The following is a 24,924-nucleotide window of genomic DNA, read 5'->3' as shown; positions in this document are numbered from 1 at the left end:
CCTGCGCATTGCTGGGACCGTGTGCTCCGTCAACAGGGGGTGACGTCGCACTCCCGGTCGGAACGATCAGGGGTGCGGCTCGACGGAGGGCTCAGGGGTCGGCGCGGTGGTCGTGAACGGATCCGGCTGCGAGGGTTCGAGCCCCTTCGACCCGCTCACGTCCCACGCAGCGTGAGCGTGCGTGCCGCGCCACTCCGCGTTGATGTTGCAGCCCCCGTGGAGGTTGCCGATGATGTGGACCTGCACGTCGGCGTTGTTCGGGTCGATGTCGTTGAAGAACGAGATGTGCGCCCGCGATGCCCATGGCTCGCACAATGCCCAGGCCTTCTCACCCTGGTCGGGTTGCGACGAGGTCGCGCGGAGGAACAGGGTCTTGTCGCCGGTCTTCAGCCCGTCGACGAGTTCGTGTCGAAGCGCCTGCGCCTGCGCGTGCGTCGGGGTCCCGCCGAGTGCTGGGTCGTTCCAGTTGACGGCCCACTCGGCCCACAGGGCGAAGATGACGCTGACGACGACCGTGAGTGACACTGCGACGATGGGCCACGTCCGTGACGTCTCCTGCATGCTGGCTCCTTCTCACCCGGCGTGACTGATTCTCTCGGCTGCGAACGCCGTGCCGGCAGCCCGCGAACGGGGACGCACGCTCGGAGCGAGCATCCTCAGGCCCTCATGGTTCGGTCACGGACGGCGCGGGGTGGTGCGCCCAGAGCCTCGTGTACGCATAGTGGCGGGTGTGAAGCAGTGGACTGGGGCGGACACCTGCGGGCTCGTCATCAAGAGCTACCTGTGGCTGGTGTGCGCGACAGCACCCGCCACCGCGCTCGTCGTGTGGGTCGTCGACAACGTTCGCAGAGGCACGTTCCTCGAGAGCCTCGGCGGCGCAGCGGGGCTCTTCGTCGTGTTCATCGTCGTCTTCGCCGTCGTCGCGCTCGGTGGAGCAGTCGTCGCGCTCCCGTTCACACACGTCCTCGGTCGTGGGCTCCAACGGGTCCGAAGTGACCTCACGCACGCCCTCGCGCACGCCGTGCTCGCCGGAGCGCTCGCCGCGATCACCATGCAAGCCCTCCTCTTCGCGTTCGAGGACGACCACTGGTCATGGCAGTACCCGCTGCTCCTCGCAGTACCCGCCGGCGTCGCCGCAGCCATCGCCCGGTGGCGATTCGTCATCGACGGACCGGCAGCCGTCGAGAAGCCACACGCGGCAGGACTGGTGGACAAGTCGGCCGAGTAGCGGCCAGGCGACGTCGACCGCACGGTTGCCGCAGCTGCCGACACGGGTCCCGGCTGTCCGATCTCCCCAGTTCCCGGCTACCGAGCTGTGCGACGCGACGGCACGAAGCCGGTCATGCCGTCCACACATGCGGAAGGAGGCGTCAGCTGTTCCAGGCGTCGCGGCCGGCCGTGTTCAGCGCCGTCGTGGTCGCGCTGCTCGTGCTCCCGTCTCGGACCGGGTCGATGGTGAGCGTCCCACCGTGCACGGTCAAATGGGCGGAGTCGCCGACGCTGCCGCCCGGCAAGGCGATGCTGAGGCTGGTCCCGTCCGGGAGCAGCGGCTTCAACGCCCGTACGAGCGCCGACACCGCTCCGACATCCGGCACCGTCGCAGTGACGGCCTTCCTCGACGGGAACAAGCTCGAACTCGCCGGCAGGTACCCCCGCAACTGCTCGCCGACCTGTGCGGACGTCACGAGCAGCGTCGGTGCCCCGCTCACGAGCAGCCCGGCGGTCACGTCACCGTCGGCGGCCCTCGCGTTCGACCCCACGTCGATCGACGTGACCGGCGCTGCTGGTGACGCCGCTGCGAGCGCCCGGGCGATGGGGGCAACGTTGCCGGGCCCGTTCGCGGTGACGGTCACCCAGTCCGGCCGCAGGGAGATGGCGGTCACGCCGGCGTGGTTCGCGATCGCAGCGAGACGATCCGCTTCGGCGTAGTCAGCTCCCTTCGACAGGCTGCCGTCGCTCTCGGGGAACTCCTTCGTGATGATGCCTCCATCGAGGACGGCGTCAGTGGCCGGCGCCACCCGCTTGATGACGGCTGCGGCGTCGGCGACATCAGCAAGGTCCGCCAGGTGCAGGTGGACACGGCCCGGGGACACCGTGGCGTCGGTCACCCTGTGCTTCGCGACGACCTGTTGGTATGCCGATACCTCCGGCGTCGGGTCGCCGACTGTGCCCTTCGTCCCGGCCACGCTGTCGGTGATGCTCAGGTCGGCGTTCCGCAGCAGTTCGGTGTCCTTCGGAGGGGTGTTCCACGCTGAGGCGGACACGGCCACGTCCTTCCACCCCGACGCGGATCCCGCCTTCCGCACGGTCGTCCACCCGGTGAGGAGGTCGGCCGGCGTCTTCACGGCGAGGTCGATGCGCGCGGTGTTGGTGCCGCCCGGCGCGTCGGAGGTCACCGACCCGCCGAGCCAACGACCGCCCTTCCGGAGCGAGTCGACGACGGTGAGCAGCCGCTTGTTCTCGGACGCCCGCCGGCGGAGCGAGAAGCCGAAGCCGTCCGCTTCGAGATGAGCGCTGTACGTCGTGCCCGAGCCGGAGTGCTTCACGACCCAGCGGCCGACGTCGTCGGTGAGCGTCTGCAGCCGGGAGTCCGGGAGACCATCGCGCGCGACGATGTCGACGGACACGGCGCCGGAGAACGGGAGGTTGTTCGTCCCGGACCCGCGCACGGACTGCACTCCGTCGAGCTGCGACAGTTCCCGTTCCGCCAGTTGGGAACCGGAAGTCCCCGCGTCGAGGTGCGCAGAGCACCCGGTGAACAGCAGCGTTGCGGCCACGACGCCCGCGGCAGCCGCGGTCAGCCGAGCACGTCGTCTCCCCCAGAGCATGCCCGGAGCGTAGCCGACCGCGCTGGCCGGAAGGACGTTGGAGAGGTGCAGCAGGCCCGCGGCGGACGCGGCGTCGCGCGGCGACTCCGAGGCGCAGCCGCAGAAACACGACTGTCCCCGGCGGTCCTGACAAACTCGATGCGGGGGTTTCCTCGGGGGGCGATTGCCTTCGCTCGTTCTGTGCGCGGGATGGACGTCCGGCGGCGGCACATCGGTTTCCGGCGTCAGAGGCGGACAGGAGCGACGCTACGACTCGTGCGGGGCCACTCCACCGAGGGCCACTTCTGCGGTTGTTCTCAGATCGGCCGGCTCGACGGTTCGAGACATCCTCAAGCGGAGTACCGTCGTCGCATCACCCCTATTTCGGGGGCATTGAGCCGACCCGAACGGACTACGCAATGCAACGCATCGCCCGCTCAGCCTCTTTGGCTGCTGCCGTGCTTCTGACCACAGGACTGCTCGCAGCAGTCGGCACGACGTCTGCGGACGCGGACTCCCCGGCGGGCGGGGTTCTGCAGATAGTCTCCCCTCACTACTCCACGAAAGGGATGCCGCAGTTTGCCGACGGCTCCAACGTGCAGGTGCTCTTCGCCGACACCACCCGCGGCATCGACACCCGGATGACGGTCCCCGGGACCGACTACGCCTCGTTCACGCTCACTCCGCCGGACGGGAAACCCCTGACGGCCGGTGTGTACAACCTCGTCGGTGAAGAGCCGTACGGGGTGACGGTGCCGGAACTGCGCATCAACAACGACTACATGTACGGCGAGTTCGACATCCTCGACCTCGCCTCAAGCGCCACTGGTCAGATCACGAGGTTCGATGCTGTCCTTCCCGGCGTCGGCGAGTTCCGGTTCGGCGAGGACCCGGCACGTTCCGTCATCTTCGGCGCTCGGAGCTTCGTGTTCGCGAAGACGTTCGTGGGACTGCCGAGATCGGCGCAGGTCGAAACGGTCCACAACACCAGCAGCGCACCGGTGACGCTCGGAACACCGACGATCACCGGCGCGAACGCCACGTCCTTCTCCACCAGCAACAGCATGTGCAAGACGACACTCGCCGCTGGGGCCGCGTGCACGTTCAACGTCAACTTCCAACCGAGGGCTGCCGGACCGGCGTCCGCTGCGGTGACCATGAAGGTCGGATTGAGCACCCGCACGGTTCCACTGACCGGTTCGGCATACCTCGGCTCGACCGGCATCACCTCGTCGGGGAACGACGTCGTTGACCACGGTCAAACGACGAAGGCCACCTCCGCGAACACCCTGATGACGGTGGGCGAGGGCGGCTCCGGGTGGACGTTCAACGCAGACAGCCTCGACGGCAGCGGCAGCGTGGTTTCGGTGCGCATCAACGGGCCCGGAGACGATGTTCCGCTCCCCGTCGGCACCCGGAACACCTACCCCGGCGGGGAAGGGAACGGGTACTCCATCGTGACGACGGTACATTCCATCGGGTGCGACACGTCCGGCACGGAGACGGTGAAGCAATTCACGCTCGACCCCGTCACTCGGCTGCCCGACACGGTCAACATGTCCTTCACGCAGTACTGCTTCAACAACGTGCCGCAGACCGGAACGCTGCAGTGGCAAGCACGCGCCGACGTCACCGCACCTGCCGCTCCCACAGCAGTGAAGGTCTCATCCACCTCACCGCGGACGGTCACCTGGAAACCATCAACGTCGTCGGATGCGAAATCCGTCGTGGCTCGACTCGTGCAGGGTGACGGTGCCAGGGCCACTGCGCAGAGCGGGCTGCCGCTCGCCGTCTCCGGTCTCTCCGCGACGGTCCCGTCAGTGCCCGCTCGGGAGCGGTACACCGTCGCCGTCTTCGCCGTCGATGCGGCCGGCAACGTCAGCAAGGCCGCCACCGCCACGTTCGGAACCGCACCGCAGACGGTGACAGCACCGGGCCGGCCGACCATCACCCACGTCGCCACGGAGTCGGGGTCGGTGACGGTGTCGTTCACCCCACCTGCAAGCAACGGCGGTTCGCCGATCACCAGCTACGTGCTCAGCACGGTCTACGGATGGCATCAGGTCAGCGGAACGTCCAGCCCGCTGGTCCTCACCGACCTCCCTGCCGGTACAAACGAGGTGCAAGTAACGGCCCTCAACGCGGCCGGGAGGAGCCCAGCCTCGTACGCCGTCTCAGTCCAGATCGGCTGACCCCACTGCTCGCCTCCAACATCGCGACAGGCTCACCCAGACGCAGGACGCGCCGCTGGCCAACGCGGCCAGCGGGGCCTTCTCTGTGCTGAGAGTCGTGCCCGCTGAGGAGGGGCAGCGCGAGTTGGTGGGCTGCCGGCCGAGACCTGACTGCCGTGCGGCAGGTGGCGGAATCTGCACGGGCGGCGGTCTGCCCGCGCGGGGCCCGGATGCACCGAACGCCACGAGCATTCGAGAACAAGTCCCAGCTAAGGCGTTCCGGCTGCATTCGCCGCTCACCCGGACCCGACGTTGCCCTCGACGACGACAACCTGACGGACGCGGACCTGCCGCGCGGCCCAGGCCGACCACCGCGACGACGATGCCAACGACTACGTCGAACCATCCAACGTGCACGACCCGTCCACCGTGCACAATGCCGATCGAGCACCGACGGCGGATGACCAGTTGTCGACAGCAGAAAACCCCCGGCGGTCCTGATGGACCCGATCCGGGGGCTTTCTCGTGGTGGGCGATACTGGGATCGAACCAGTGACCTCTTCCGTGTCAGGGAAGCGCGCTACCGCTGCGCCAATCGCCCAGGTCGTTCCCCATCCGGATCGAGATCCGGATGGAGCCTGGAGGTGGGGACGGGATTCGAACCCGCGTGGACGGCTTTGCAGGCCGCTGCCTAGCCTCTCGGCCACCCCACCATTGAGGTCCACGTCGCCGTGGGCACCCGAACGGTGGGATACCTCTCTGGTGAGCAGTTCGATCCCGAAGGACTGAACACTCGAGCGGATGACGAGATTCGAACTCGCGACCCTCACCTTGGCAAGGTGATGCGCTACCACTGCGCCACATCCGCACTGCATCAGACCCGGGGGCCTGACCGTCTGACCCGCTCTCGCGGCGACTCGTAAACTCTATACGAACCCGAGTGCTTCCACCAAAATCCATTCGGTTCACCGGGCGTGTCCCCCGTGTTCACGCGGATCGCGGCTGGTTCGGAGCGTCCTGTGCGACCCCGCCACACCCGGGAGGCCGTGCCTGTTCGGACCGCGGCCGGACTTCCGCTACTATCGTTCCAGCACGCACAGTGCAGGGGGCGATTGGCGCAGTTGGTAGCGCGCTTCGTTCACACCGAAGAGGTCATCAGTTCGAGTCTGGTATCGCCCACCCACCACGAGAGCCCGGCGCAGAAGCGCCGGGCTCGAAGTGTTTCACGACACGAAGGGGCACATGGCCGACGTCGACCTCGAGTTCGCACGAGTCCGTGCCGTCCTCGACCGCCCGACCCTCCGCCTCATGTCCCGCCCGACGAGCGCGACGGTGCTCGCGGTGTTCCGGGCGGTGTTCGACCGGGACGTCCAGTACGTCCCGGCCGACCGCATGCACCTGCAGGTCGAGGAGCACGTCGCCCGGCTCCAGGCGACGGGCGCCCGCGTCCCCGCGAGCGACCAGTCTCCCGCACCGACCGACACGGACTCCGGCATCGGCATCGGCATCGGCACCAACACCGGCGCCGCCACCGACCCCCGCCCGAACGGCCGCGCCCTCTGCCGCGACTGGGTCGCGGCGCAGTGGCTCGTCCGCTCGAACTCCCCAGACGGCGACGAGCAGTACTCCCTCACCTCCCACGCGCTCGAGGCACTCAGCCTGGTCGACGCGCTCTCGGCGGACCGGGCGCTGATCAGCGAGAGCCGCCTCGCGATGATCGTCGACGCGGTGCACCGGTGGGCCTCCCGTGCCGAGCCGGACCCGGACGTGCAGATCCGTCGGCTCGACGCCCAGATCGCCGAACTCCAGGCCGAGCGGGACCGCCTGGCCTCCGGCGACGCTGTGACCACGGTCGACGACGACCGGATGCGGGACGGGTACACGAACATCTCCGACTTGATCCGGCAGCTCCCGAGTGACTTCAAGCGCGTGGAGGAGGCCGTCGCGGCGATGCACCGCTCGATCGTCGAGGACTTCCGGCAAGAGGTCCGCCCGATCGGCGAGATCCTCGACGACTACCTGGCCCGCACCGACGACCTCATGCAGGCGACGCCGGAGGGTCGCGCGTTCGAGGGCGCCTTCGAGCTGCTCCGCGACGACGCCCTGCTGCTGCGGCTCCGCGAGGACATCGCCACGATCCTGGCCCACCCCTTCGCGGACTCCCTCGACGCTGCTGAGCGCCGGGCCTTCCGCAACACGGTGAGCATCCTCCGCCAGGGCATCGAGGACGTCCTGGCCCAGCGCCGCCAGCTCACCGCCACGCTCCGCGACCAGATCGTCGCGCACGACGTCGTCCGTGACCGGGAGCTCGACGCCGTCCTCCGGTCGGTGAACCGCGGTCTCGCCGCGTGGGTGGGCCGCACGTCCGCGCGCGACCGCATCCCGCTCGGCCTGCTGCCAGCGGCCGCCGAGGTCGGCACGCTGCGGGAACGCTTCTACGACCCGGACGCCGAGTCGGTGCCGCCGCCCATCGAGGAGCCGGACGACGACGTCTTCGAGGACCTCGACGTCGAGATGCTCCGCCGACACGGTGGTCCGCTGCTGGCCGAGCTGCGGACCGCCCTCGGGTCGGCCGACACGAGCGTCGCCGCGTTCCACGGGCTGCCCGCCGAACAGCGTCGACCGGTCGAGCTCTTCGGACTCGCGCACCTCCTCACCGGCCGCGACGACTTCGAGTCCGCACGGCACGTCGTCGACCACCGAGCGGTGCGGCCCGACGGCGAGCAGGTCACCTTCCAGATGCCGGCTGCGGCCCTCACGGGCCGGCCGGGCGCCGGGACGCCCGACACAGGCATCACGGACACAGGCACCCCCGGGACAGGCACCCCGGACACAGGCAACGACGAGAACGGACAGGAGGCGCGGTGAGCGACACGACGCCGGCACCGGCCCACGAGATGGGCACCGCCGACACCGACACCGCAGTGATCGACGTCGACCGCGACGACCGCGACGACCGCGACGAGTCGAGCTTCGCGCTCTTCGAGGGCGACGAGGGCCGACTCGACGACCTGCAGCGGCGCGCCCTCGTGGCGCTGCTCAAGCACACCTACGTCAGCGCCCGCACGCACGCCGACGAATGGCGCGCCGTGCTCGACGCCGAGTACCAGCTGCGCTCCCGCCTGAACGACCTGTTCCTCGAACTGCACGTCGACCGCGACCGCGAGGTCGCGTGGAAGCGGCAGGCGCGGTCGGAGAGCCAGCGGCGCACGTTCCCCACCCTGCTCCGCGACGTTCCGTACACGCGCGAGGAGACGATCGTCCTGGTCTACCTGCGGATGCGGCTGCGGGCCGACACCCGCCCGGGCCCCGACCAGGTGGTCGTCGACCGGGCCGAGATCCTCGGGCACGTGTCCGGGTTCCTGCCGGCGTCGTCGACGGACCGGACGCGCGACGAAGCGCGGGTCGCGAAGGCGATCGAGCGGCTCATCACGGCGCGGATCCTGATCCGGACCACCGACCCGGACCGCTTCCGGGTCGCGAGCGTCGTCGAGGTCCTGCTGCCCCTCGAGCGGCTCGTCGAACTCGATCGTTGGCTGCACGCGGCCGCGACCGACGCGCCGACCGACGCCCTCGACATCCTGCCGACCACCCTGCCCGGTACCGCGACCGACGGGGCCGAGCAGCGCCTCCAGTCCGACACCGACACCGACGACGAAGGCGAGACGGACGCATGACCGACACCGCGACCGACTCCCCCGACCTGCGGACGTACGGGATCCCCGCACTGTTCGACACGGTCGCGCAGTGGCGCGCCGAGTCGATGCAGGTCGTCAACTGGGGCGGCTTCCACGGCCACCGCCAGGTGGAGCTCTCCGGCACCGCGACGCTCATCTCCGGTGCGTCGGGCACAGGCAAGTCCACGCTGATGGACGCGTACCTGGCGGTCATGATGCCGTCCGACGTGCCGTTCAACGGCGCCTCGAACGACACGACCACCGGCCGCGCACGCGGGGCCGACCAGCGCAACCTGCTGACGTACCTGCGGGGCAAGGTCGACACCCGTCGCGACCCGGAGACCGGCGCGTTGCGGGACGTGAACCTGCGCGGCGACGACCAGACCACCTGGGGCGCCGTCGCAGTGACGTTCCGGAACGACGACGAGCGCCGCTTCACGGTCCTGCGTGCGTACATCGTCCCGAAGCGCGCGCGTGGTGTCGGTGACATCCAGATGACGATGGCGACGGTCGACGACACGTTCGACCTGCGGCGTCTCGAGGAGTTCGTCCCGTCCCGGTTCAACCACCTCGAGCTGACCGGCCGCGTCCCCGGCCTGGTGATCCGCGACACCTACCAGGAGCTCGCGTACACGCTGCAGACCCGGCTGGGTATCGGCGACTCCGGGGGCGGCAACCGCGCGATGCGCCTCCTCGCCCGGATCCAGGCCGGCCAGCACCTGCCGACCGTCGACGCGCTCTACAAGTCCCTCGTGCTCGAGACACCAGGCACGTACGAGGCCGCCGATCGTGCCCTCGCGCACTTCTCCGCGCTCGACGAAGCGTACGAGGCGATGGACACCGAGGAGCGCAAGGTCCGCATCCTCTCCCCCATCACCGCGCTGTACGACGAGATCGAACGCGCTCGGACCGCCGCCGCGGCGCTCGACGGGATCGCCACCGGTGCCGAGGTGTCGCCCTTCGCGCACTGGACGGCTTCGCGGAAGCGCGCCCTGCTCGACGCCGAGGTCGAGCGGAACGGGCGGGAGCGCACGGCCTCGCGGGCCGAGGTCGAAGCCGCGTCCGCCCGGCACGCCGCCGTCGAGATCGAACTGCGCGAGGCCGAGGCGCGCCTCCGCGACCAGGGCGGCAACGCGCTGGCCCAGCTCGAGGACCGCATCGACCGCCGGACCCGCGAGCGGGACGGCGTCGTCCGCGCCCGTGCCACGTTCGACGAGCGCACGGCGGTGCTCGGGCTGTCCCTGGACACCGAGTCCGACTTCACGGCGGCCCAGCGCGCATCCCACGAGTTCCTCGGCTCTTTCGCGGCGCGGCGCAGCGAACTGGACGACCGACGCGACGCCCTGACGCGCGAGGAGTACCCGCTCCTCGATCGTGAGCGGTCGCTGCGGCAGGAACGGCAGTCGCTCGAGCACCGACAGGGCGCGATGCCGCTGCCGATGCACGAGGCCCGGGTCGCGATGGCCCGCGCGGCCGGTATCGACGCCGCCGAGCTGCCGTTCGTCGCCGAGCTGCTCGACGTCCTGCCCACCGAAGAGCAGTGGCGGACCGCGATCGAGTCCGTCCTGGCCCCGGTCGCCCGCACCCTGCTGGTCGACCAGGACCGACTCGACGACTTCAGCGCCGCGATCGACGGCCTCCGGCTCCCCGTGCGCATCCAGTTCGAGGGCGTGCCCACCGGGCCGCACATGGACCTCGACGGCGACCCGTCGATGGTGTCCGGGAAGCTCGCGATCAAGCCCTCCCCGTTCAGCACGTGGGTGCGGGAGCGCATCGAGTCCGACCGCACCGACGCCCGCTGCGTGGCCGACGCCGCCGACCTCGGTGGCGGTGGTCGCCGGGTCACCCTGTCCGGCCAGCTCCGCGACGGGCGCCGCGGTGCCCACGGGGACCGCCGGCAGTCGAACGTCATCGGCTTCACGAACGAGGCCCGGATGGCCGCGGTCGAACGGGAGCTCCGCTCGATCGCCGAGGACCTCACCACGCTCGAGGCCCGACGCACCGACGTCGCTCAGGACATCGCGGCCCTCGACGCCCTGCGTGCGGCACACCAGCACGTGGTCGACGTCACGTGGGACGGCATCGACGTCGCCGGGGTCGAGGCATCGCTGGCGCGCCTCGACGAGGAGCGCCAGGCCCTGCTCGCGGCCGACGACGGGCTGCGGACCCTCCGCGCCGCGGTGGCCCGGCTGCGGGCCTCGCTCGACGAGGCCGCGGACCGCCGGTCCGCAGCGCGGCTGTCCGTGACCCGACTCGAGGAGCGGCACGCCGTGCTCGTCGACGGCCAGGACGCCGCCGCCGAGATCCTCGAACGCTTCGAGGACGCACCCGAGCACCTCCCCGACGAGCGGCAGGCGCAGCTGTTGGAAGAAGCGTTCGACGAGGTCGGCGCCCCGGACGGCATCGACGGGTTCGACGACGCGACGAAGCGACTCCGGCGTCGGCTCGAGGAACGGCTCTCGCAGGCGCTCGACGGTGCCGCCTCGGCGTCGAACGCGCTCACCCTGACGTTCCAGCGCTACCAGGACGCCTGGCCGGACCCGAACCTCGGCACCGGCGTCGCCTCGTACCCGGACTACGCCGCGATCCTCGAACAGATCGTCGCGACCGGCTTGCACGCACGTCGGACCGAGTGGCGCCGCCGCCTGTCGCAGTGGAGCGGGGAGGACCTCGTCCCCCTCGCCGGCGCCTTCGACCGTGCCGTCGTCGAGATCGAGGAGCGCCTCGAGCCGGTCAACGAGATCCTCCGCGAGCTGCCGTTCGGCGCGAACCGAGACCGCCTGAAGATCCAGATCCGGCGGGTCACCCGCGAGGACGTCGTCTCCTTCCGGAAGGAACTGCGCGCGTTGTCCGCCTCCGTGGACACCGAGCTGACCGACGACGTGCTGGAGACCCGCTTCCGGCGACTCCGGCGCTTCATGGCCGTGATCCGACCCGACCCGTCCTCACCGAAGGGCCGCACCATGCAGCGCGACGCCGTGCTCGACGTCCGCCGGCACATGGAGATCACCGCGGTCCGGTACGACGTGGACGGCAACGACCTCGGCGTCTACTCATCGCTCGGGGACAAGTCCGGCGGCGAGACGCAGGAGCTCGTCGCGTTCATCGTCGGCGCGGCGCTCCGGTACCAGCTCGGCGACGAGACGCGGCCCCGGCCCCGGTTCGCGCCGGTCTTCCTCGACGAGGCGTTCATCAAGGCGGACTCGGAGTTCGCCGGACGTGCCGTGACGGCCTGGCTCCGGCTCGGGTTCCAGCTCGTGGTGAGCGCGCCGCTCGACAAGGTGACCGCGCTCGAACCGTCGATGGAGCGCCTGCTGTCGATGCGGAAGCACCCGGAGACCGGCTACTCGTCGATCACCGAGATCGCGCGCGTCGCGCCCGAACCGGCCGCGTGACGGCGGCGGGGCGGCGGCCGGCGGCGGCCGGCGGTGCCGAGGTCGCACGAACTGCCGCCCGGCGGCCGCCCGGGCGGCGTGTCCTGCGACCTCGGTGACGCGCCCACGGCGAGTCGTGCGATCTCGGCAGGCCCGGACGACGGACTGGAGGCACGGAGTGGGCGGGCCCCGCGCCTCCAGTCCGTTGGAAGCCGGTCCGCTCGACCTTGTCGCGGCGGCGAGTCCGTCCGACGGGGTCGCATGAACCGCCGCACGGCGACCGCCCCTGCGGCGCGCGCTGCGACCTCGGCGGATGACCGGTGGCGTGTCGTGCGACTTCGGCGAGCCGACCTCGGGCAGGGCCAGGACGGCGCCGTCGGCGCCGCACGCTACGGTGGGCGCGTGTTCGGACGTCGCCGCTCCCCCCAGCCCACCCCAGTCCAGAGCCTCGCTCTCGGCATCGGGGCCCTCGTGCAGGTCGTCCCCACCGACCGTGGTGGCGAGCAGTGGGCCGGAGAACCGGTCGGGGTGATCGTCGCGCCGGGTGGCAACCAGCTCGTCGGCTACCCCGGCGTCGGGGAACCGCTGTCGTGGACGGTCGCCTTCGACGAGCCCGTGTACACCGAGGACGGCCGCGGCCCCTTCGAGCGCGCGACCGTCCTGAGTCGTCAACTGGTGCCGGTCGAGCCGACGGCGGACCCGGCGACGGGTCCGGAATCGGGTTCGGCGGCCTAGTACTCTTCGGAGCCGCTCTTCAGCATGGCTGCGACCGCCATGCAGAACCCGATGCCGCCGAGGACGCCGACACCGATGATGATGCCTCCGATGACTTCGAGCATGGCTGGTGACTCCTTGGTTCGGTGGCCGGTTCGGCCGTTCTCAGGGTAGCGGTTCAGCGGATGCCACGCATGAGCCGCAACACCGGCTTCGCGCAGAGCAGCAGGACGACGCCGACGACGACCGCGGCTAGTCCGAGCACCGCGAAGTACGGTGCCTCGTGCTTCGGGTCGTAGTACCGCGAGAGCACACCGGTGACCGCCGTCCCGAGCGAGACGGACAGGAAGAACAACGCCACCATCTGCGTCTGGAACTTGGGCGGCGCGAGCTTCGTGGCGACGGACTGCCCGACCGGCGACAGCAGGAGTTCGGCGATCGTGAACACGAGCAGGATCCCGACGAGCACGAGCAGTGGCGTGCCGTTCTTCCCCGTGCCGACGAACGGCAGGAACAGCAGGAACGCGACCCCCATGATCCCGGTGCCGAGGGCGAACTTCGTCGGGGTCGACGGCTGGCGGGGACCGAGTCTGGTCCACATCGCCGCGAAGACACCGGACAGCACGATGATGAACACCGGGTTGATCGACTGCATCCACGCGACGGGCATGTCCCAGCCGAACAGGGAGCGGTCCAGGCGCTGGTCGGAGTAGATCGTCACGACCGTGAACTGCTGCTGGTACAGCGACCAGAACACGGCGCTCGCGATGAAGAGCGGGATGAACGCCAGCACGCGGGAGCGCTCCTCGGCCGTGATGCCGCTCGACAGGATGACGACGAAGTACCCGATGGTGGCCACGATCACGATCGCCACGACCACCGTGGGGAGGGTGCTCAGGGTGAGCAGTCGGGTCAGCACCGCGACCACGATGAGGACCAGCCCGACGACCACCAGTCCGCCGACGAGCGGGAGCCGGCGACGGTCCACGGGGTTCGGCACCGTCCGCACGACGTCGGGCAGCTTGCGCCGCCGGATGCCGTACTGCACCAGGCCGGCGGCCATGCCGACCGCCGCCAGGCCGAAGCCGTAGTGGAAGCCGAGGCTGGACTGCAGCAGACCGGTCAGGAGCGGGCCGAAGAACGCGCCGAGGTTGACGCCCAGGTAGTAGAGCGAGAACCCGGCGTCACGGCGGGGGTCGTCGCGGCTGTACAGCCCGCCCACGATCGTCGTGGCGGTGGCCTTGAGCCCACCGGACCCGAGCGCGATGAGCACCAGGCCGACGCCGACGCCGCTGACGCCCGGCAGCAACGCCAGCGCGATGTGGCCGCACATCACCACGACGGCGCTGCCGAACAGGGTCTTGTCGGCGCCGATCAGCCGGTCGGAGATCCACGCGCCGATGATGGTGAACAGGTACACGGCACCGCCGTACGCCCCCATGATGCCCGCGGCGGTGGTCCGGTCGATGCCGAGGCCGCCCTGCGACACCGTGTAGTACATGTACAGCAGGACGATGCCCTGCATGCCGTAGAACGAGAACCGCTCCCAAAGTTCCACCGCGAACGGCGTCGACAGCTCGAACGGCTGCCCGAAGAAGGTGCGTCTGCGCTCCGGCGCGGTGGTACGTGACATGCCGTCCAGTGTGCCCCCCGTCCGGGGCACACGCCCAATCGACCAGCGGCGCCCACGAAATCCTCCCGGCGTGGTTTGGAGGGTTCCCACCACGACCGCGCACGTGGGCCACCGCGGGTTGTGCGCCCGGCACGGCTCTCGTGCGCCGCACGGGTGGGATGCCTAGCGTGGGTTCTGCAACACCGGACAGAGCAGTTCAGGAAGGCTCCACACCCATGGTCGACACCGCACCCGCACCCGACACCCGCACCACCCCCGGCACGCCGAAGGCCGACGCTGCCGGCGACCCCGCCGCCGGGACCCCGACGGGGGGCACCGACACCGACGTGCGCATCGACACCGAGCTCCTCGGTGAGCTGCTCCTCGGCCGGTGGGCCGAGGACCGCCGCGAGTCCCGCCGACTGGCGCTCGACCCGGCGATGCACAAGATCGAGGGGATGCCGCTCGCCGACCACCGTGCCCGGACCCTCGACCAGCTCCGGTTGCTCGTCGATGCCGGTGCGATCCAGCGTCCGTACCCGGCCGAGTACGGCGGGCAGGACAACCACGGTGGCAACCTCGCCGCCTTCGAGGAGCTGACGACAGCCGACCCCTCGATGCAGATCAAGGCCGGCGTCCAGTGGGGGCTCTTCGCCTCGGCCGTGCACCACCTGGGCACCGAGCGGAACCACCGCGAGTTCCTGCCCGGCATCGTGCAGTTCGACGTCCCCGGCTGCTTCGCGATGACCGAGACCGGCCACGGCTCGGACGTCCAGAGCATCGCGACGAGCGCCACCTACGACCCCGAGACGCAGGAGTTCGTGGTCCACACGCCGTTCCGCGGTGCGTGGAAGGACTACATCGGCAACGCGGCCCTGCACGGCAAGGCCGCCGTGGTGTTCGCGAAGCTCGTGACCGCGGGCGTCGACCACGGCGTGCACGCGTTCTACGTCCCGATCCGCGACGACGCCGGCGACTTCCTGCCCGGCGTCGGCGGCGAGGACGACGGCGTCAAGGGCGGCCTGAACGGCATCGACAACGGTCGTCTCCACTTCGACCACGTCCGGATCCCGCGCACGAACCTGCTCAACCGCTACGGGGACGTCGCCGAGGACGGCACGTACTCGTCGCCCATCGCGTCGCCGGGTCGCCGCTTCTTCACCATGCTCGGCACGCTCGTGCAGGGACGGGTGTCGCTCGACGGCGCCGCGGTCGTCGCGCAGAAGATCGGCCTGCAGATCGCGCTGACCTACTCCATGCAGCGCCGGCAGTTCCCGACCGGCGACGGCACCGAGGGCGTCCTGCTCGACTACGGCCGCCACCAGCGCCGCCTGATCCCCCGGCTCGCGACGGTGTTCGCGCAGTCGTTCGCGCACGAGGTCCTGCTCCGCACGTTCGACGACGTGTTCAGCGGGCGCGAGGACACCCCGGCGCGCCGGGAGGACCTGGAGACCCAGGCCGCCGCGTTCAAGTCCATGTCCACGTGGTCCGCACTCGACACCCTGCAGGAGTGCCGCGAGGCCTGCGGTGGCGCCGGCTTCCTCGCGGAGAACCGCCTGACCGGCCTCCGGTCCGACCTCGACGTCTACGTGACGTTCGAGGGCGACAACACGGTGCTCCTGCAGCTCGTCGGCAAGCGGCTGCTCACCGACTTCCGTGCCAAGGCACCGAAGGACCCCACGTCGACGGCGAAGTTCGTCGCCGCGCAGGCCGCCACGAAGCTCGCGGACGCCTCCGGCCTCCGACGCCTCGGACAGGTCGTGTCGGACCGTGGATCGCTCGCCGCGTCGGTCACCGACCTGCAGGACCCCGCGTCGCAGCGGGCGCTCCTGGCGGGTCGCGTCGACACGATGGTGACCGAGATCGGGATGCGGATCGCCGCCGCGGGCAAGGACCGTGCCCGCGCCGCACGCCTCCTCAACCGCTCGCAGCACGAGCTCATCGAGGCCGCGAAGGCCCACGCCGAGCTCATGCAGTGGGATGCGTTCACGAACGCGCTCGACGAGGTCCCGGAGGGTGACACCCGTCGCGTGCTCGTCTGGCTCCGCGATCTGTTCGCGCTCGGCCTGCTCGAGCAGCACCGCGACTGGTACCTCATGCACGGCCGGCTGACGGCCCAGCGTGCACGGGCCGTGTCGGCGTACATCGACCGGCTCGTCGCCCGGCTCCGCCCGATCGTCCCGCAGCTGCTCGACTCGTTCGGCTACGAGCCCGGGCACGTCCGCGCGCCGATCGCCCTGGGTGCTGAGCAGGCGCGTCAGGACGAAGCGCGCGCGTGGTACGCGGCCGAGGCTGCTGCCGGTCGTCTGCCCGAGCAGGAGAAGAAGCCCCGCGCGTAGATCAAGCCGCACGGGTTGATTTCCCCTGAATCAACCTTGTACGGTTGATCCGGAGGTGCGGTGTTCGCAATCACAGCTGATCAGGTCGCCAGCAGGTCGGGAGAGGACCGCGTGGACGACGCCGTGCGGCGGGTCGAGCAGCTCCTCGACCGCCGGTGGGTGCTGCCGCCACAGAGGACGGCAGGCGACGAGTTCCAGGTCCTCCTCGCGGACGCGGCCGCCGCGGTGGACGTCGTCCTCGAGCTGACCCGCGATGGCGAGTGGAGCGTCGGGGTCGGCGTGGGGGACGTCGAACACCCCCTTCCCCGCTCCACCCGTGCCGCTCGCGGTGCGGCCTTCTTCCGCGCGCGTGACGCGGTCGAACGCGCGAAGACCGTACCCGAGCACTTCGCGCTCGAGATCGAGGACGGTCGTCGCCTCGACACCGCGGCCGTCGAACCGCTCGTCGCGCAGACCGTCCGTGCCCGGGCACGTCGATCCCAGGAGGGGTGGGAACTCGCCGACCTCCTCCGCGCGGGCCACACACGAGTCGACGCCGCGAAACTGCTCGCGATCTCTCCGCAGGCCGTCGCGAAGCGCTACCTGGCAGCCGATCTGCGGTCCGAGGACGCCGTCCGGGCAGCGCTCGCCCGGCTGCTGTCGGAAGCGGACCGGGCGGCGTGATGCTCCCCGGGACGCTGTGGCTGATCGGGACCGTCGCGTGCTTCGTCGCGGCCGGGATCAGCGTCGTTCCGTTCGTGCCGCTGATCGGTCGAGCGGCTCTGTCGGTCGTCCTGCTGACCGGCGTGCTCGTGGCAGCGGCGTTCGGCATCGTCCCCGATCCGCGGAACACCGGCGTGCACGTGCTCGGCCTCATCGCGGTCTGCGTGCTCACCGTCGTGGCCGGGAGCGCGGTGACGGGCACCGTGCTCGAGCTCGCGATGCCGGACGACGCCGAGAAGGGTCCGCACGGCGGCATACTCGTTGCCACCGCCGACGAACCGGCGCCGATCCGTGCGGGAACGGAAGTGCTCCGTGGCGGCACGGTGATCGGCTACCTCGAGCGTTTCGCGATCGTCGGTGCCGCGCTGGTCGGTCACCTCGAGATCGTGGCGGCGGTCATCGCGATCAAGGGTCTCGGTCGCTTCACCGAGCTCGACACCGCGGCGGCGCGCGAGCGCTTCATCGTCGGCACGCTCACCAGCGCGTGCTGGGCAGGCGTCGGAGCGACCGCTGCGATGGTCCTGCGCTGACCCACAGCGCGGTGTCCGTCCTCGCAGGACGCAGCGCCCACTGATCTGTCAGCCCGCGCTCGGGGCGTCGGTCCCACCGAGGTGGCCGAGGGCCTGGCGCAACCGCGCCTCGGCGTCGTCGCCCGCTGCTCCCGGTCCCCCGGCAGCCGCCGCGGCGGCCTCGGCGTTCGCCTCGGCCACGGCCCGCACGACCTCTTCCCGCTGGATCTTCACGCCACGAGGGGCGTCGATGCCGATCCGGACGCCGTCCCCGCGGGCGTCGAGGACCGTGATGACGATGTCGTCACCGACGAGGATGCGCTCGCCGACCTTCCGCGTGAGTACCAGCACCCGATCAGCCTAGCGACAGGACGGGCACACCCATCAGGTGGACCGAGTCCGGCGTGGCGGTCTCCCCCGCGCCGATGGCCACGACCCCGGCCACGCCGACGAGCGCGGCGACGGCCCGGAGCATGGCGTCCGCGTCCTCCGGCTTCCGGCCCACGTCGACGACCACCCACACCTGGTCCGGCGCCAGACCGGACACGGTGGCCGTGTCCGTCCACGACGCCACCGCGAGTCGGGCGTGTCCGTCGCGGACGCCCTCGGCCCGGGCCAGGATGCCGGACCGTCGGTCGTGCGCGTCGGTCGGACGGAGCGCGTGCCGGGTGGCGAAGATCCCGGCTGCGGCGTCCACGTCGTTCGGGCGCCCGACGAGCAGGACCAGGTCACCGTCGGCTGAGCGCACGGCCGGCACCGGACGCCGCTGCGGCGGCATGACGGACGGCACCGGGCTGGGTGGCGTGGTTGCGTCGAGCAGGTGGGTCGCGCCTCCAGGCTGGTCGGGTGCGGCCGGGAGGCGCGCCACCGGTCCGCCGTCCAGCGGTGCGCCCGCCAGGGGTGTGAGCGCGCGCGACGGGACCACCGGAGCCGGGGGCGCGGTGATCCCGTCCGCGACGAAACCGTCGAGGACCGACGCGAAGGCGTCGGCGCGCGTGGTCGTGGTGCCCGCGGTCCCGGCGATCCGTGCCTCGGTCTCCTCGGCCTCGGCGAGGAGGGCGGCGATCCCGACGCGCTTCGCGGGCCCGTCGACGATCGCCACGACGGCGCTCGGGACGTCCTCTGGTGCCGGGACCTCGACGGTGGCCTCGACGTGCGCCTTGCGGAACAGTCCGCCGATGCCCGGGGTGGTGACCCGCTCGGCGGCGACGATCCGGGCGCCCGCACCGAACTCGGCGCGGACGGCCGCGCGGAGTTCGTCGAGCGTGGCGCCGTTACGCTGCAATCGGGTCGGCGGCACGGACCACCCCCACGGTCTCGATGGTGGACCCGACGGCGGTGGCCTCCTGGTACGAGAGCACCGGCAGGCCGTTCGACTGTGCCGACACCATGCGGTGCACGGCCGGCCGCAGCTGCGGTGCGCAGACGAGCACGGCGGACAGGCCCTGGTCCTCGACGCTGCGGACGGCGTCGCGGACGGACCCGAGGACCTGCTCGATGCGGTGCGCGTCGAGCACGATCTGGGTGCCGTGTTCCGACGGCCGGAGCCCCTCGAGCATCGACTGCTCGAGCAGCGGGTCGATCATGATCACGCGGAGCGTGCCGCCGTCCAGGTAGCGGGCGGCCAGCGCGGGACCGAGTGCGGCGCGGGCGGCCTCGACGAGCCCCTCGGGGTCGGTGGAGACCTTCGCGCGGAGGGTGAGCGCCTCACAGATCCGGCCGAGGTCGTTGATCGCCACGTGCTCGACCAACAGCCCCTGCAGGACACGCTGGAGTTCCGCCATCGAGAGCATGCCGGGCACGAGTTCCTCGATCGCCGCCGGGTTGACCTGCTTCACGCCCTCGGTCAGGACCTTGACGTCCTCGCGGGTGAGGAGGCGGGCGGCGTTGTCGCCGATGATCGCCTGCAGGTGCGTGACGAGCACGGACACCCGGTCGATGACGGTGGCGCCGGTCATCTCCGCGGCGTGCCGGAGCTCCGCCGGCACCCACTTGCCGGCCAGGCCGAACACCGGTTCGACGGTCGTCGTGCCGGGCAGGCCGTCGAGGTGGTCGCCGAGTGCGAGCACGCTCCGGGCGGGTGCGGTGCCGCGGCCGGCCTCGACCCCCGCGATCCGGATCGCGTAGGTCGACGGCGGCAGGTCGATGCTGTCGCGGGTCCGGACAGGCGGGACGACGACGCCCATGTCGACGGCGATCTTCCGCCGGAGGGCCCGGACCCGGGCGAGCAGGTCGTCGGACGCGCCGGAGACCATGTCGACCAGGTCGGGAGCGAGCAGGATCTCGAGAGCGTGCACGCGCATCTGCTCGATGAGGTCCTCGGGGCTGTCGGCACTCGGCGCGACCGCGGCCAGGGCGGCCTGGTGCGCCGCCGCTGCGGCCTCGCGCTTCGCGGTGGCACCGATGCGCCAGCCGACGATCAGCAGCGTGATGCCGACGACCAGGAACGCGATGATCGGCATGCCCGGGATGAAGCCCATGGCGATGGCCGCGATCCCGGCGATGGTGATGGCGTTGCGCGATTGGCCGAGCTGCGCGGTCGCCGACGAACCGATGTCCGACTCGGCCCCGGACCGCGTGACGATCATGCCGGTCGACACCGCCATGAGCAGCGCGGGGATCTGGGTGACGAGGCCGTCGCCGATCGTCAGGATGCCGTACTTCGACAGGGCGTCCGTGACGGAGAGGCCGTTCTGCAGCATCCCGATCGCGATGCCGCCGATCAGGTTGATGACGATGATCAGGATGCCGGCGATCGCGTCGCCCTTGACGAACTTCGAGGCGCCGTCCATCGCCCCGTAGAAGTCGGCCTCGGCGGAGACCGCCGCACGGCGTTCCTTGGCCTGCTCGTCGGTGATGAGTCCGGCGTTCAGGTCGGCGTCGATCGCCATCTGCTTGCCGGGCATCGCGTCGAGGGTGAAGCGTGCCCCGACCTCGGCGACGCGCTCGGCGCCCTTCGTGACGACGACGAACTGGATCACGACGAGGATCAGGAAGATCACCGCGCCGATGATGATCGACCCGGAGACGGCGACGTGGCCGAACGCCTGGATGACGTCGCCGGCGAAGCCCTGCCCGAGCACGAGCCGGGTCGACGCGACGTTGAGGCCGAGCCGGAACAGCGTGGCGATGAGCAGCAGGGACGGGAACACCGAGAAGTCGAGGGGCTTCCGCACGTACAGCGTCGTGAGCAGGATCACCAGCGCCAACAGGATGTTGATGATGATCAGGACGTCGAGCAGGAACGACGGCACCGGCAGGATCAGCAGCAGGATGATGCCGACGATGAAGACCGGGACGGCGAGCTTCGGCAGGTCCGTGCGGTTCATGCGGGGGCTCCAGTGGTCGGGGCGGTCTCGGTCGGGCGGGGGGTGCGCGGCTGCCGGAGGCGGCGCGGGCGGGTGTCCCCGCTGATGGTGGTCGGGTCGATGACCGTGGCGACCTCGTCCGGCGTCGTCGGCCGGGGCGGCGCGTGGGTGCCGGCGGCGGCGCCCCGCGCCTGGAGGGACATCACGAACGACAGCACGCGTGCGACCGGCGTGTACAGGTCGGCGGGGATCTCGTGGCCGATCTCGCACGCGGCGTGCAGCGCCCGGGTCAGCGGGATGTCCTGGACGATCGGGACGCGCGCCTCGGTCGCGCGCTCGCGGATGACCTCGGCGACCGGTCCGGCACCCTTCGCGACGACCCGGGGGGCGGACTTGCCCGGCTCGTACTTGAGCGCCACGGCGTAGTGGGTCGGGTTCGTCATCACGACGTCTGCGTCGCCGATGGACTGGATCATCCGGTTGCGGCTCATCGCGAGCTGCCGGGAGCGGCGGTGCGACTTCACGAGCGGGTCGCCGTCGCTGTGCTTGTTCTCGTCCTTGACCTCGCGCTTGGTCATCATCGTGCGCTTCCGGTTGCGCCGGACCACGACGAACACGTCGATCGCGGCGAGCAGCAGCCCGGCGGCGATCGCGGCACGGAGGAGCGTGCCCGCGCCGGCAGCGGCGGCTTCGAGGACGGACGAGAGCGGCAGCGAGCCGCTCGACATCAGGACGGGCATCAGCCCCTGCACGGCCGACCACAGCACGAGGCCGACGACCGAGGTCTTGAGCAGCGCCTTCACGCCGTTCCACAGGGCCTGGGTGCCGAACACGCGCTTCAGGCCGGCGATCGGGTCGAAGTGCGACGGGTCCGGCGTCAGGCGACGGAAGTGCACGCCGCCCTGCGCGACCGCGGCCACGAGCACCGCGACGGCGACCAGCCCGAGCATCGGTCCGATCGTCCCGCCGATCGATCCCACCGCCTCGCCGAACAGCCGGTTCATCGTGCCGATGGTCGGGTCGGCGATGACGGACTGCACCGCGGCGAGCTGCGAGGTGCCGGCGGCCGCGGCGTTCGCGACCGTCGCGGGGATCATGAGCGCCGCCGCGCCGATGCCGACCCAGGCGCCGAGGTCCTGCGACTTGCCGAGCTGCCCCTTCCGGTGCACCTCCTGCATGCGCTTCTGGGTGGCCTGCTCGGAACGTTCTCCACTGTCCGACACGTCGTCACCCCCTGCCCGTGATCGCCTGGACGGCATCGCCGGTCAGCGACGACACGACCGAGGGCAGCGCCATGAAGAGCGCACCGGCGAACAGGACGGTGAGCCCGATCTTGATCGGGAAGCCCATCTGGAACGCGTTCAGCGCGGGCGCGACCCGGGTGAGGAGGCCGAGTCCGACGTCCGCCAGGAACAGCACGACGACGAGTGGGCCGGCGATCTGCAGCGTGGCGAGGAACATCTGGGTCAGCCCGTTGACGAGCAGCTGCGCGAGCCCGCTCACCTCGAACGTGCCGGTCAGCGGGACCGCGTCGAAGGAGCGGACCAGGCCACCGACGATGAGCTGGTACCCGCCGGAGGCGAACAACAGCGCCAGGGACGCCATCTGGAACAACCGCGTGAACTGTGCGCCGTTGACCATCGACTGCGGGTCGAACGCCTGCGCGAGCGTGAAGCCGCCGAACAGGTCGACGAGCGCACCGGCGGACTGCACGGCCGAGAAGACCAAGTACACGAGGAACCCGAGCGAGAGCCCGACGACGAGCTGTGTGACGAGGGCGACCACGATCGCGCCCGTGTCGAGCGAGTGGTACCCGGCGGCGACGCGCGGTGCGACCCCGATCGCGAGCCCCAGCCCGAGGATGACCTTCACCGACGCCGGGAACGCACGGTACGAGAACGGCGGCGCGATGACGAAGAACGCCACCATCCGGACGCCGGCGAGCATCGTCGCCTCGAGCCGGTCGAAGTTGATCACGAGGTCCATCAGGCGGCCCCGAGGAGCTTCGGGATCATGTCGAACGCGGTGTGCGTGAAGGCCACCATCTCGGAGATCATCCAGTTGCCGCAGACGATCAGCGCGATGGCGACGGCGACGGCCTTCGGGACGAACGAGAGGGTGACCTCCTGGATCTGCGTGACCGACTGGAACAACGAGATCGCGAAACCCACGACGAGCGAGGTCACGAGGACGGGCGCGGCGAGCTTCGCCGAGACGAGGAGCGCCTGCAGGGTGAGGTCGATGACGGCTTGCTGGTCCATCAGTGGGTCACCTGGTAACTCTCGATGAGGCTCTTGATGATCAGGCCCCATCCGTCGACGAGCACGAACAGCAGGATCTTGAACGGCAGCGAGATCATCACCGGCGGGAGCATCATCATGCCCATCGACATCAGGGCCGCGGAGACGACCAGGTCGATGACGAGGAACGGGATGAAGATGACGAAGCCGATGATGAAGGCGCTCCGCAGCTCCGAGATGATGAACGCCGGGATCACGGTCGTCATCGGGACGTCGGCCATCGTCTTCGGGTTCGCCTGGCCGGCGGCGCGGGTGATGAGCGCCACGTCCTCCTGCCGCGTCTGGTGCAGCATGAAGGTCCGGAGCGGCTTCGTCCCGACCTCGACGGCCCGCGCGAAGTCGATGTGCCCGGCCATGTAGGGCTGCAGCGCGTCGTTGTTGATGTGCCCGATGACGGGTGCCATCACGAACAGCGACAGGAACAGTGCGAGGCCCGCGAGCACCTGGTTCGGCGGGATCGACTGCAGCGCGAGCGCGTTCCGGGTCATCGCCAGGACCACGAAGATCTTCGTGAACGACGTCATCATCAGGATGAGCGCGGGGGCGACGCTCAGTAGCGTGATGCCGATGAGCGTGACCACGGCGGACGACGGCGTGCCGTCGGGTCCGTTCACGTTGACGCTGAAGCCGCCGGTCGACGGTGCGACGGGGGTGGCGGGTGCGGTCGGGGTGGTCGGCGGGACGACGCCGGCGGCGTGCGCGCCGGTGGCGGTCAGCAGGAGGAACCCGGCGAGCATCGCCAGGCCGAGGACCACGAGGGCGATGATCCGGCCCGAGACGACGACGCGGTGCGCGTTCGCGGCGGTCACCCGGCGCGCCGGTTCCGGAGCGCCGCGGCGGCCTGCCGCCAGGTCTCGGCGGACAGGATCGACCCCTGCAGCTGCTGGGCGGTGGGGACCGCGGTGCGGTGCGCCCGGCGGTTGCGCGGACGCATCGGCAGCGGTTCAGCCATCGCCGGGACGTCGGTCGCCCCGGTGGTGAGCGGGGTCGCGTCGGCGCGCGTCGGGCGGGTGACGGCGGCGGGGAGGCGCGGCTCGCCCTGGTCCTGCCGCGCGAGTTCCTGACGGAACGCGTCGGCCGACGGGACGGCCCGCACCGGCAGCTGGACCGGACCGGTCACGATGGTGAGCTCGGGTGCGGGCGCCTGCCCGCTGGTCAGCAGGGTGACGCCGTGCTCGGAGACCCCGAGCACGAGCCGCTCCCCCTCGACGTCCACGACGACGACGCTCGCCTTGCCGCCGAGCCCACGACGACCGACGACCTCGACCGACGCGGCGCGACGGCCCTTGGTCGCGGACTTCGTCCCGAAGGACCCCTTCGAGACCCGGCGGTGCAGCACCCACATGAGGGCGAGCACGACGCCGAGCGAGAGCGCGACGCGGAGGGTGATGGCGAGCGTGTCCACCCGGGG

At 70.8% G+C, this 24,924-nt stretch carries 20 protein-coding genes and 4 tRNA genes; 10 read left to right on the top strand and 14 right to left on the bottom strand.

Features of this window, described 5'->3' with window-relative positions; all coding sequences use genetic code 11:
- Nucleotides 1-66: 66 nt before the first annotated feature.
- A complete protein-coding gene (locus tag J7E22_RS00970) occupies nt 67-561 on the bottom strand; it encodes a hypothetical protein (RefSeq protein WP_214978019.1) in 495 nt (164 codons plus the stop codon).
- 169 nt (nt 562-730) lie between these two features.
- Between J7E22_RS00970 and J7E22_RS00965 the strand changes: the two genes are divergently transcribed.
- Nucleotides 731-1,228, top strand: a complete 498-nt coding sequence (locus J7E22_RS00965) for a hypothetical protein (RefSeq protein ID WP_214978018.1) — start codon at nt 731-733, stop codon at nt 1,226-1,228.
- A 142-nt stretch (nt 1,229-1,370) separates the two neighbouring features.
- Here J7E22_RS00965 and J7E22_RS00960 read toward each other — a convergent pair whose 3' ends face one another.
- Nucleotides 1,371-2,828: a hypothetical protein gene (locus J7E22_RS00960; protein ID WP_214978017.1), complete on the bottom strand. Its 1,458-nt coding sequence runs from the start codon at nt 2,826-2,828 to the stop codon at nt 1,371-1,373.
- 548 nt (nt 2,829-3,376) lie between these two features.
- On the opposite strand from J7E22_RS00960, the gene J7E22_RS00955 reads away from it, so the two are divergent.
- Entirely contained in the window at nt 3,377-4,999 is a 1,623-nt protein-coding gene (locus J7E22_RS00955) for a choice-of-anchor D domain-containing protein (protein ID WP_214978016.1), read from the top strand.
- A gap of 505 nt (nt 5,000-5,504) precedes the next feature.
- Here the strand turns inward: J7E22_RS00955 and J7E22_RS00950 are convergent.
- From J7E22_RS00950 to J7E22_RS00940, 3 genes are all read right to left on the bottom strand, one after another.
- A tRNA-Val gene (locus J7E22_RS00950) sits at nt 5,505-5,579 on the bottom strand.
- Nucleotides 5,580-5,617: 38 nt separating this feature from the next.
- A tRNA-Cys gene (locus J7E22_RS00945) sits at nt 5,618-5,691 on the bottom strand.
- Nucleotides 5,692-5,774: 83 nt separating this feature from the next.
- Nucleotides 5,775-5,846 (bottom strand) — tRNA-Gly (locus J7E22_RS00940).
- 238 nt (nt 5,847-6,084) lie between these two features.
- On the opposite strand from J7E22_RS00940, the gene J7E22_RS00935 reads away from it, so the two are divergent.
- The 5 genes from J7E22_RS00935 to J7E22_RS00915 all read left to right on the top strand — a co-directional run bounded on the left by J7E22_RS00935 (nt 6,085) and on the right by J7E22_RS00915 (nt 12,764).
- Nucleotides 6,085-6,157 (top strand) — tRNA-Val (locus tag J7E22_RS00935).
- A 63-nt stretch (nt 6,158-6,220) separates the two neighbouring features.
- Nucleotides 6,221-7,846 carry a DUF3375 family protein gene (locus J7E22_RS00930; RefSeq protein WP_214978015.1) on the top strand — a complete coding sequence of 542 codons (1,626 nt, stop codon included), beginning with the start codon at nt 6,221-6,223 and terminating at the stop codon, nt 7,844-7,846.
- Nucleotides 7,843-8,655, top strand: coding sequence for a DUF4194 domain-containing protein (locus tag J7E22_RS00925; protein ID WP_214978014.1), 813 nt, complete (start codon nt 7,843-7,845; stop codon nt 8,653-8,655). Before J7E22_RS00930 ends, J7E22_RS00925 begins: the two co-directional genes overlap by 4 nt.
- A complete protein-coding gene (locus J7E22_RS00920; protein WP_214978012.1) occupies nt 8,652-12,050 on the top strand; it encodes an ATP-binding protein in 3,399 nt (1,132 codons plus the stop codon). The genes J7E22_RS00925 and J7E22_RS00920 overlap by 4 nt, the downstream gene beginning before the upstream one ends.
- Before the next feature lie 240 nt (nt 12,051-12,290).
- Nucleotides 12,291-12,764 carry a hypothetical protein gene (locus tag J7E22_RS00915; RefSeq protein ID WP_214978010.1) on the top strand — a complete coding sequence of 158 codons (474 nt, stop codon included), beginning with the start codon at nt 12,291-12,293 and terminating at the stop codon, nt 12,762-12,764.
- A 157-nt stretch (nt 12,765-12,921) separates the two neighbouring features.
- Here J7E22_RS00915 and J7E22_RS00910 read toward each other — a convergent pair whose 3' ends face one another.
- Nucleotides 12,922-14,376 (bottom strand): peptide MFS transporter, encoded by a 1,455-nt coding sequence (locus J7E22_RS00910; RefSeq protein WP_214978008.1) that lies wholly within the window; start codon nt 14,374-14,376, stop codon nt 12,922-12,924.
- A 215-nt stretch (nt 14,377-14,591) separates the two neighbouring features.
- Between J7E22_RS00910 and J7E22_RS00905 the strand changes: the two genes are divergently transcribed.
- The 3 genes from J7E22_RS00905 (at nt 14,592) to J7E22_RS00895 (ending at nt 17,926) form a co-directional block, all read left to right on the top strand.
- Nucleotides 14,592-16,694 carry an acyl-CoA dehydrogenase gene (locus J7E22_RS00905; protein WP_214978006.1) on the top strand — a complete coding sequence of 701 codons (2,103 nt, stop codon included), beginning with the start codon at nt 14,592-14,594 and terminating at the stop codon, nt 16,692-16,694.
- 111 nt (nt 16,695-16,805) lie between these two features.
- Nucleotides 16,806-17,357: a DNA-binding protein gene (locus J7E22_RS00900; protein ID WP_214978004.1), complete on the top strand. Its 552-nt coding sequence runs from the start codon at nt 16,806-16,808 to the stop codon at nt 17,355-17,357.
- The gene (locus J7E22_RS00895; RefSeq protein ID WP_214978002.1) at nt 17,354-17,926 is read left to right on the top strand and encodes a hypothetical protein; all 573 of its coding nucleotides are present in this window, start codon (nt 17,354-17,356) and stop codon (nt 17,924-17,926) included. The genes J7E22_RS00900 and J7E22_RS00895 overlap by 4 nt, the downstream gene beginning before the upstream one ends.
- 48 nt (nt 17,927-17,974) lie before the next feature.
- On the opposite strand, the gene csrA is transcribed toward J7E22_RS00895, so the two are convergent.
- From csrA to J7E22_RS00855, 8 genes are read right to left on the bottom strand one after another with little or no spacing between them, the layout of a single operon-like run.
- Nucleotides 17,975-18,256, bottom strand: a complete 282-nt coding sequence (gene csrA, locus J7E22_RS00890; RefSeq protein ID WP_214978000.1) for a carbon storage regulator CsrA — start codon at nt 18,254-18,256, stop codon at nt 17,975-17,977.
- A gap of 4 nt (nt 18,257-18,260) precedes the next feature.
- Complete coding sequence (locus J7E22_RS00885) at nt 18,261-19,205, bottom strand: hypothetical protein (RefSeq protein WP_214977998.1); 945 nt, start codon at nt 19,203-19,205, stop codon at nt 18,261-18,263.
- Nucleotides 19,180-21,234, bottom strand: a complete 2,055-nt coding sequence (locus J7E22_RS00880) for a flagellar biosynthesis protein FlhA (RefSeq protein ID WP_214977996.1) — start codon at nt 21,232-21,234, stop codon at nt 19,180-19,182. The genes J7E22_RS00885 and J7E22_RS00880 overlap by 26 nt, the downstream gene beginning before the upstream one ends.
- The gene (locus J7E22_RS00875) at nt 21,231-22,436 is read right to left on the bottom strand and encodes a flagellar biosynthesis protein FlhB (protein WP_214977994.1); all 1,206 of its coding nucleotides are present in this window, start codon (nt 22,434-22,436) and stop codon (nt 21,231-21,233) included. Before J7E22_RS00875 ends, J7E22_RS00880 begins: the two co-directional genes overlap by 4 nt.
- Before the next feature lie 4 nt (nt 22,437-22,440).
- Nucleotides 22,441-23,199 carry a flagellar biosynthetic protein FliR gene (locus J7E22_RS00870; protein ID WP_214977992.1) on the bottom strand — a complete coding sequence of 253 codons (759 nt, stop codon included), beginning with the start codon at nt 23,197-23,199 and terminating at the stop codon, nt 22,441-22,443.
- A complete protein-coding gene (gene fliQ / locus J7E22_RS00865) occupies nt 23,199-23,474 on the bottom strand; it encodes a flagellar biosynthesis protein FliQ (RefSeq protein WP_214977991.1) in 276 nt (91 codons plus the stop codon). Before fliQ ends, J7E22_RS00870 begins: the two co-directional genes overlap by 1 nt.
- Nucleotides 23,474-24,322, bottom strand: a complete 849-nt coding sequence (fliP, locus tag J7E22_RS00860) for a flagellar type III secretion system pore protein FliP (RefSeq protein WP_308159089.1) — start codon at nt 24,320-24,322, stop codon at nt 23,474-23,476. Before fliP ends, fliQ begins: the two co-directional genes overlap by 1 nt.
- A complete protein-coding gene (locus J7E22_RS00855; RefSeq protein WP_214977989.1) occupies nt 24,319-24,918 on the bottom strand; it encodes a flagellar biosynthetic protein FliO in 600 nt (199 codons plus the stop codon). The genes fliP and J7E22_RS00855 overlap by 4 nt, the downstream gene beginning before the upstream one ends.
- Between the last annotated feature and the right edge of the window lie 6 nt (nt 24,919-24,924).

The organism is Curtobacterium sp. ISL-83, assembly GCF_018613895.1.
Lineage (GTDB): Bacteria > Actinomycetota > Actinomycetes > Actinomycetales > Microbacteriaceae > Curtobacterium.
Note: the sequence above shows the minus strand (reverse complement) of the source record. Positions and strands in the feature narration are given on the sequence as shown.

Coding starts and splice junctions, on each gene's coding strand:
- J7E22_RS00970 (WP_214978019.1), bottom strand. CDS start 561: ATGCAGGAGACGTCACGGACGTGGCCCATCGTCGCAGTGTCACTCACG.
- J7E22_RS00960 (WP_214978017.1), bottom strand. CDS start 2,828: ATGCTCTGGGGGAGACGACGTGCTCGGCTGACCGCGGCTGCCGCGGGC.
- J7E22_RS00955 (WP_214978016.1), top strand. CDS start 3,377: ATGCCGCAGTTTGCCGACGGCTCCAACGTGCAGGTGCTCTTCGCCGAC.
- J7E22_RS00930 (WP_214978015.1), top strand. CDS start 6,221: ATGGCCGACGTCGACCTCGAGTTCGCACGAGTCCGTGCCGTCCTCGAC.
- J7E22_RS00920 (WP_214978012.1), top strand. CDS start 8,652: ATGACCGACACCGCGACCGACTCCCCCGACCTGCGGACGTACGGGATC.
- J7E22_RS00915 (WP_214978010.1), top strand. CDS start 12,291: ATGAACCGCCGCACGGCGACCGCCCCTGCGGCGCGCGCTGCGACCTCG.
- J7E22_RS00910 (WP_214978008.1), bottom strand. CDS start 14,376: ATGTCACGTACCACCGCGCCGGAGCGCAGACGCACCTTCTTCGGGCAG.
- J7E22_RS00905 (WP_214978006.1), top strand. CDS start 14,592: ATGGTCGACACCGCACCCGCACCCGACACCCGCACCACCCCCGGCACG.
- J7E22_RS00880 (WP_214977996.1), bottom strand. CDS start 21,234: ATGAACCGCACGGACCTGCCGAAGCTCGCCGTCCCGGTCTTCATCGTC.
- J7E22_RS00870 (WP_214977992.1), bottom strand. CDS start 23,199: ATGGACCTCGTGATCAACTTCGACCGGCTCGAGGCGACGATGCTCGCC.
- fliQ (WP_214977991.1), bottom strand. CDS start 23,474: ATGGACCAGCAAGCCGTCATCGACCTCACCCTGCAGGCGCTCCTCGTC.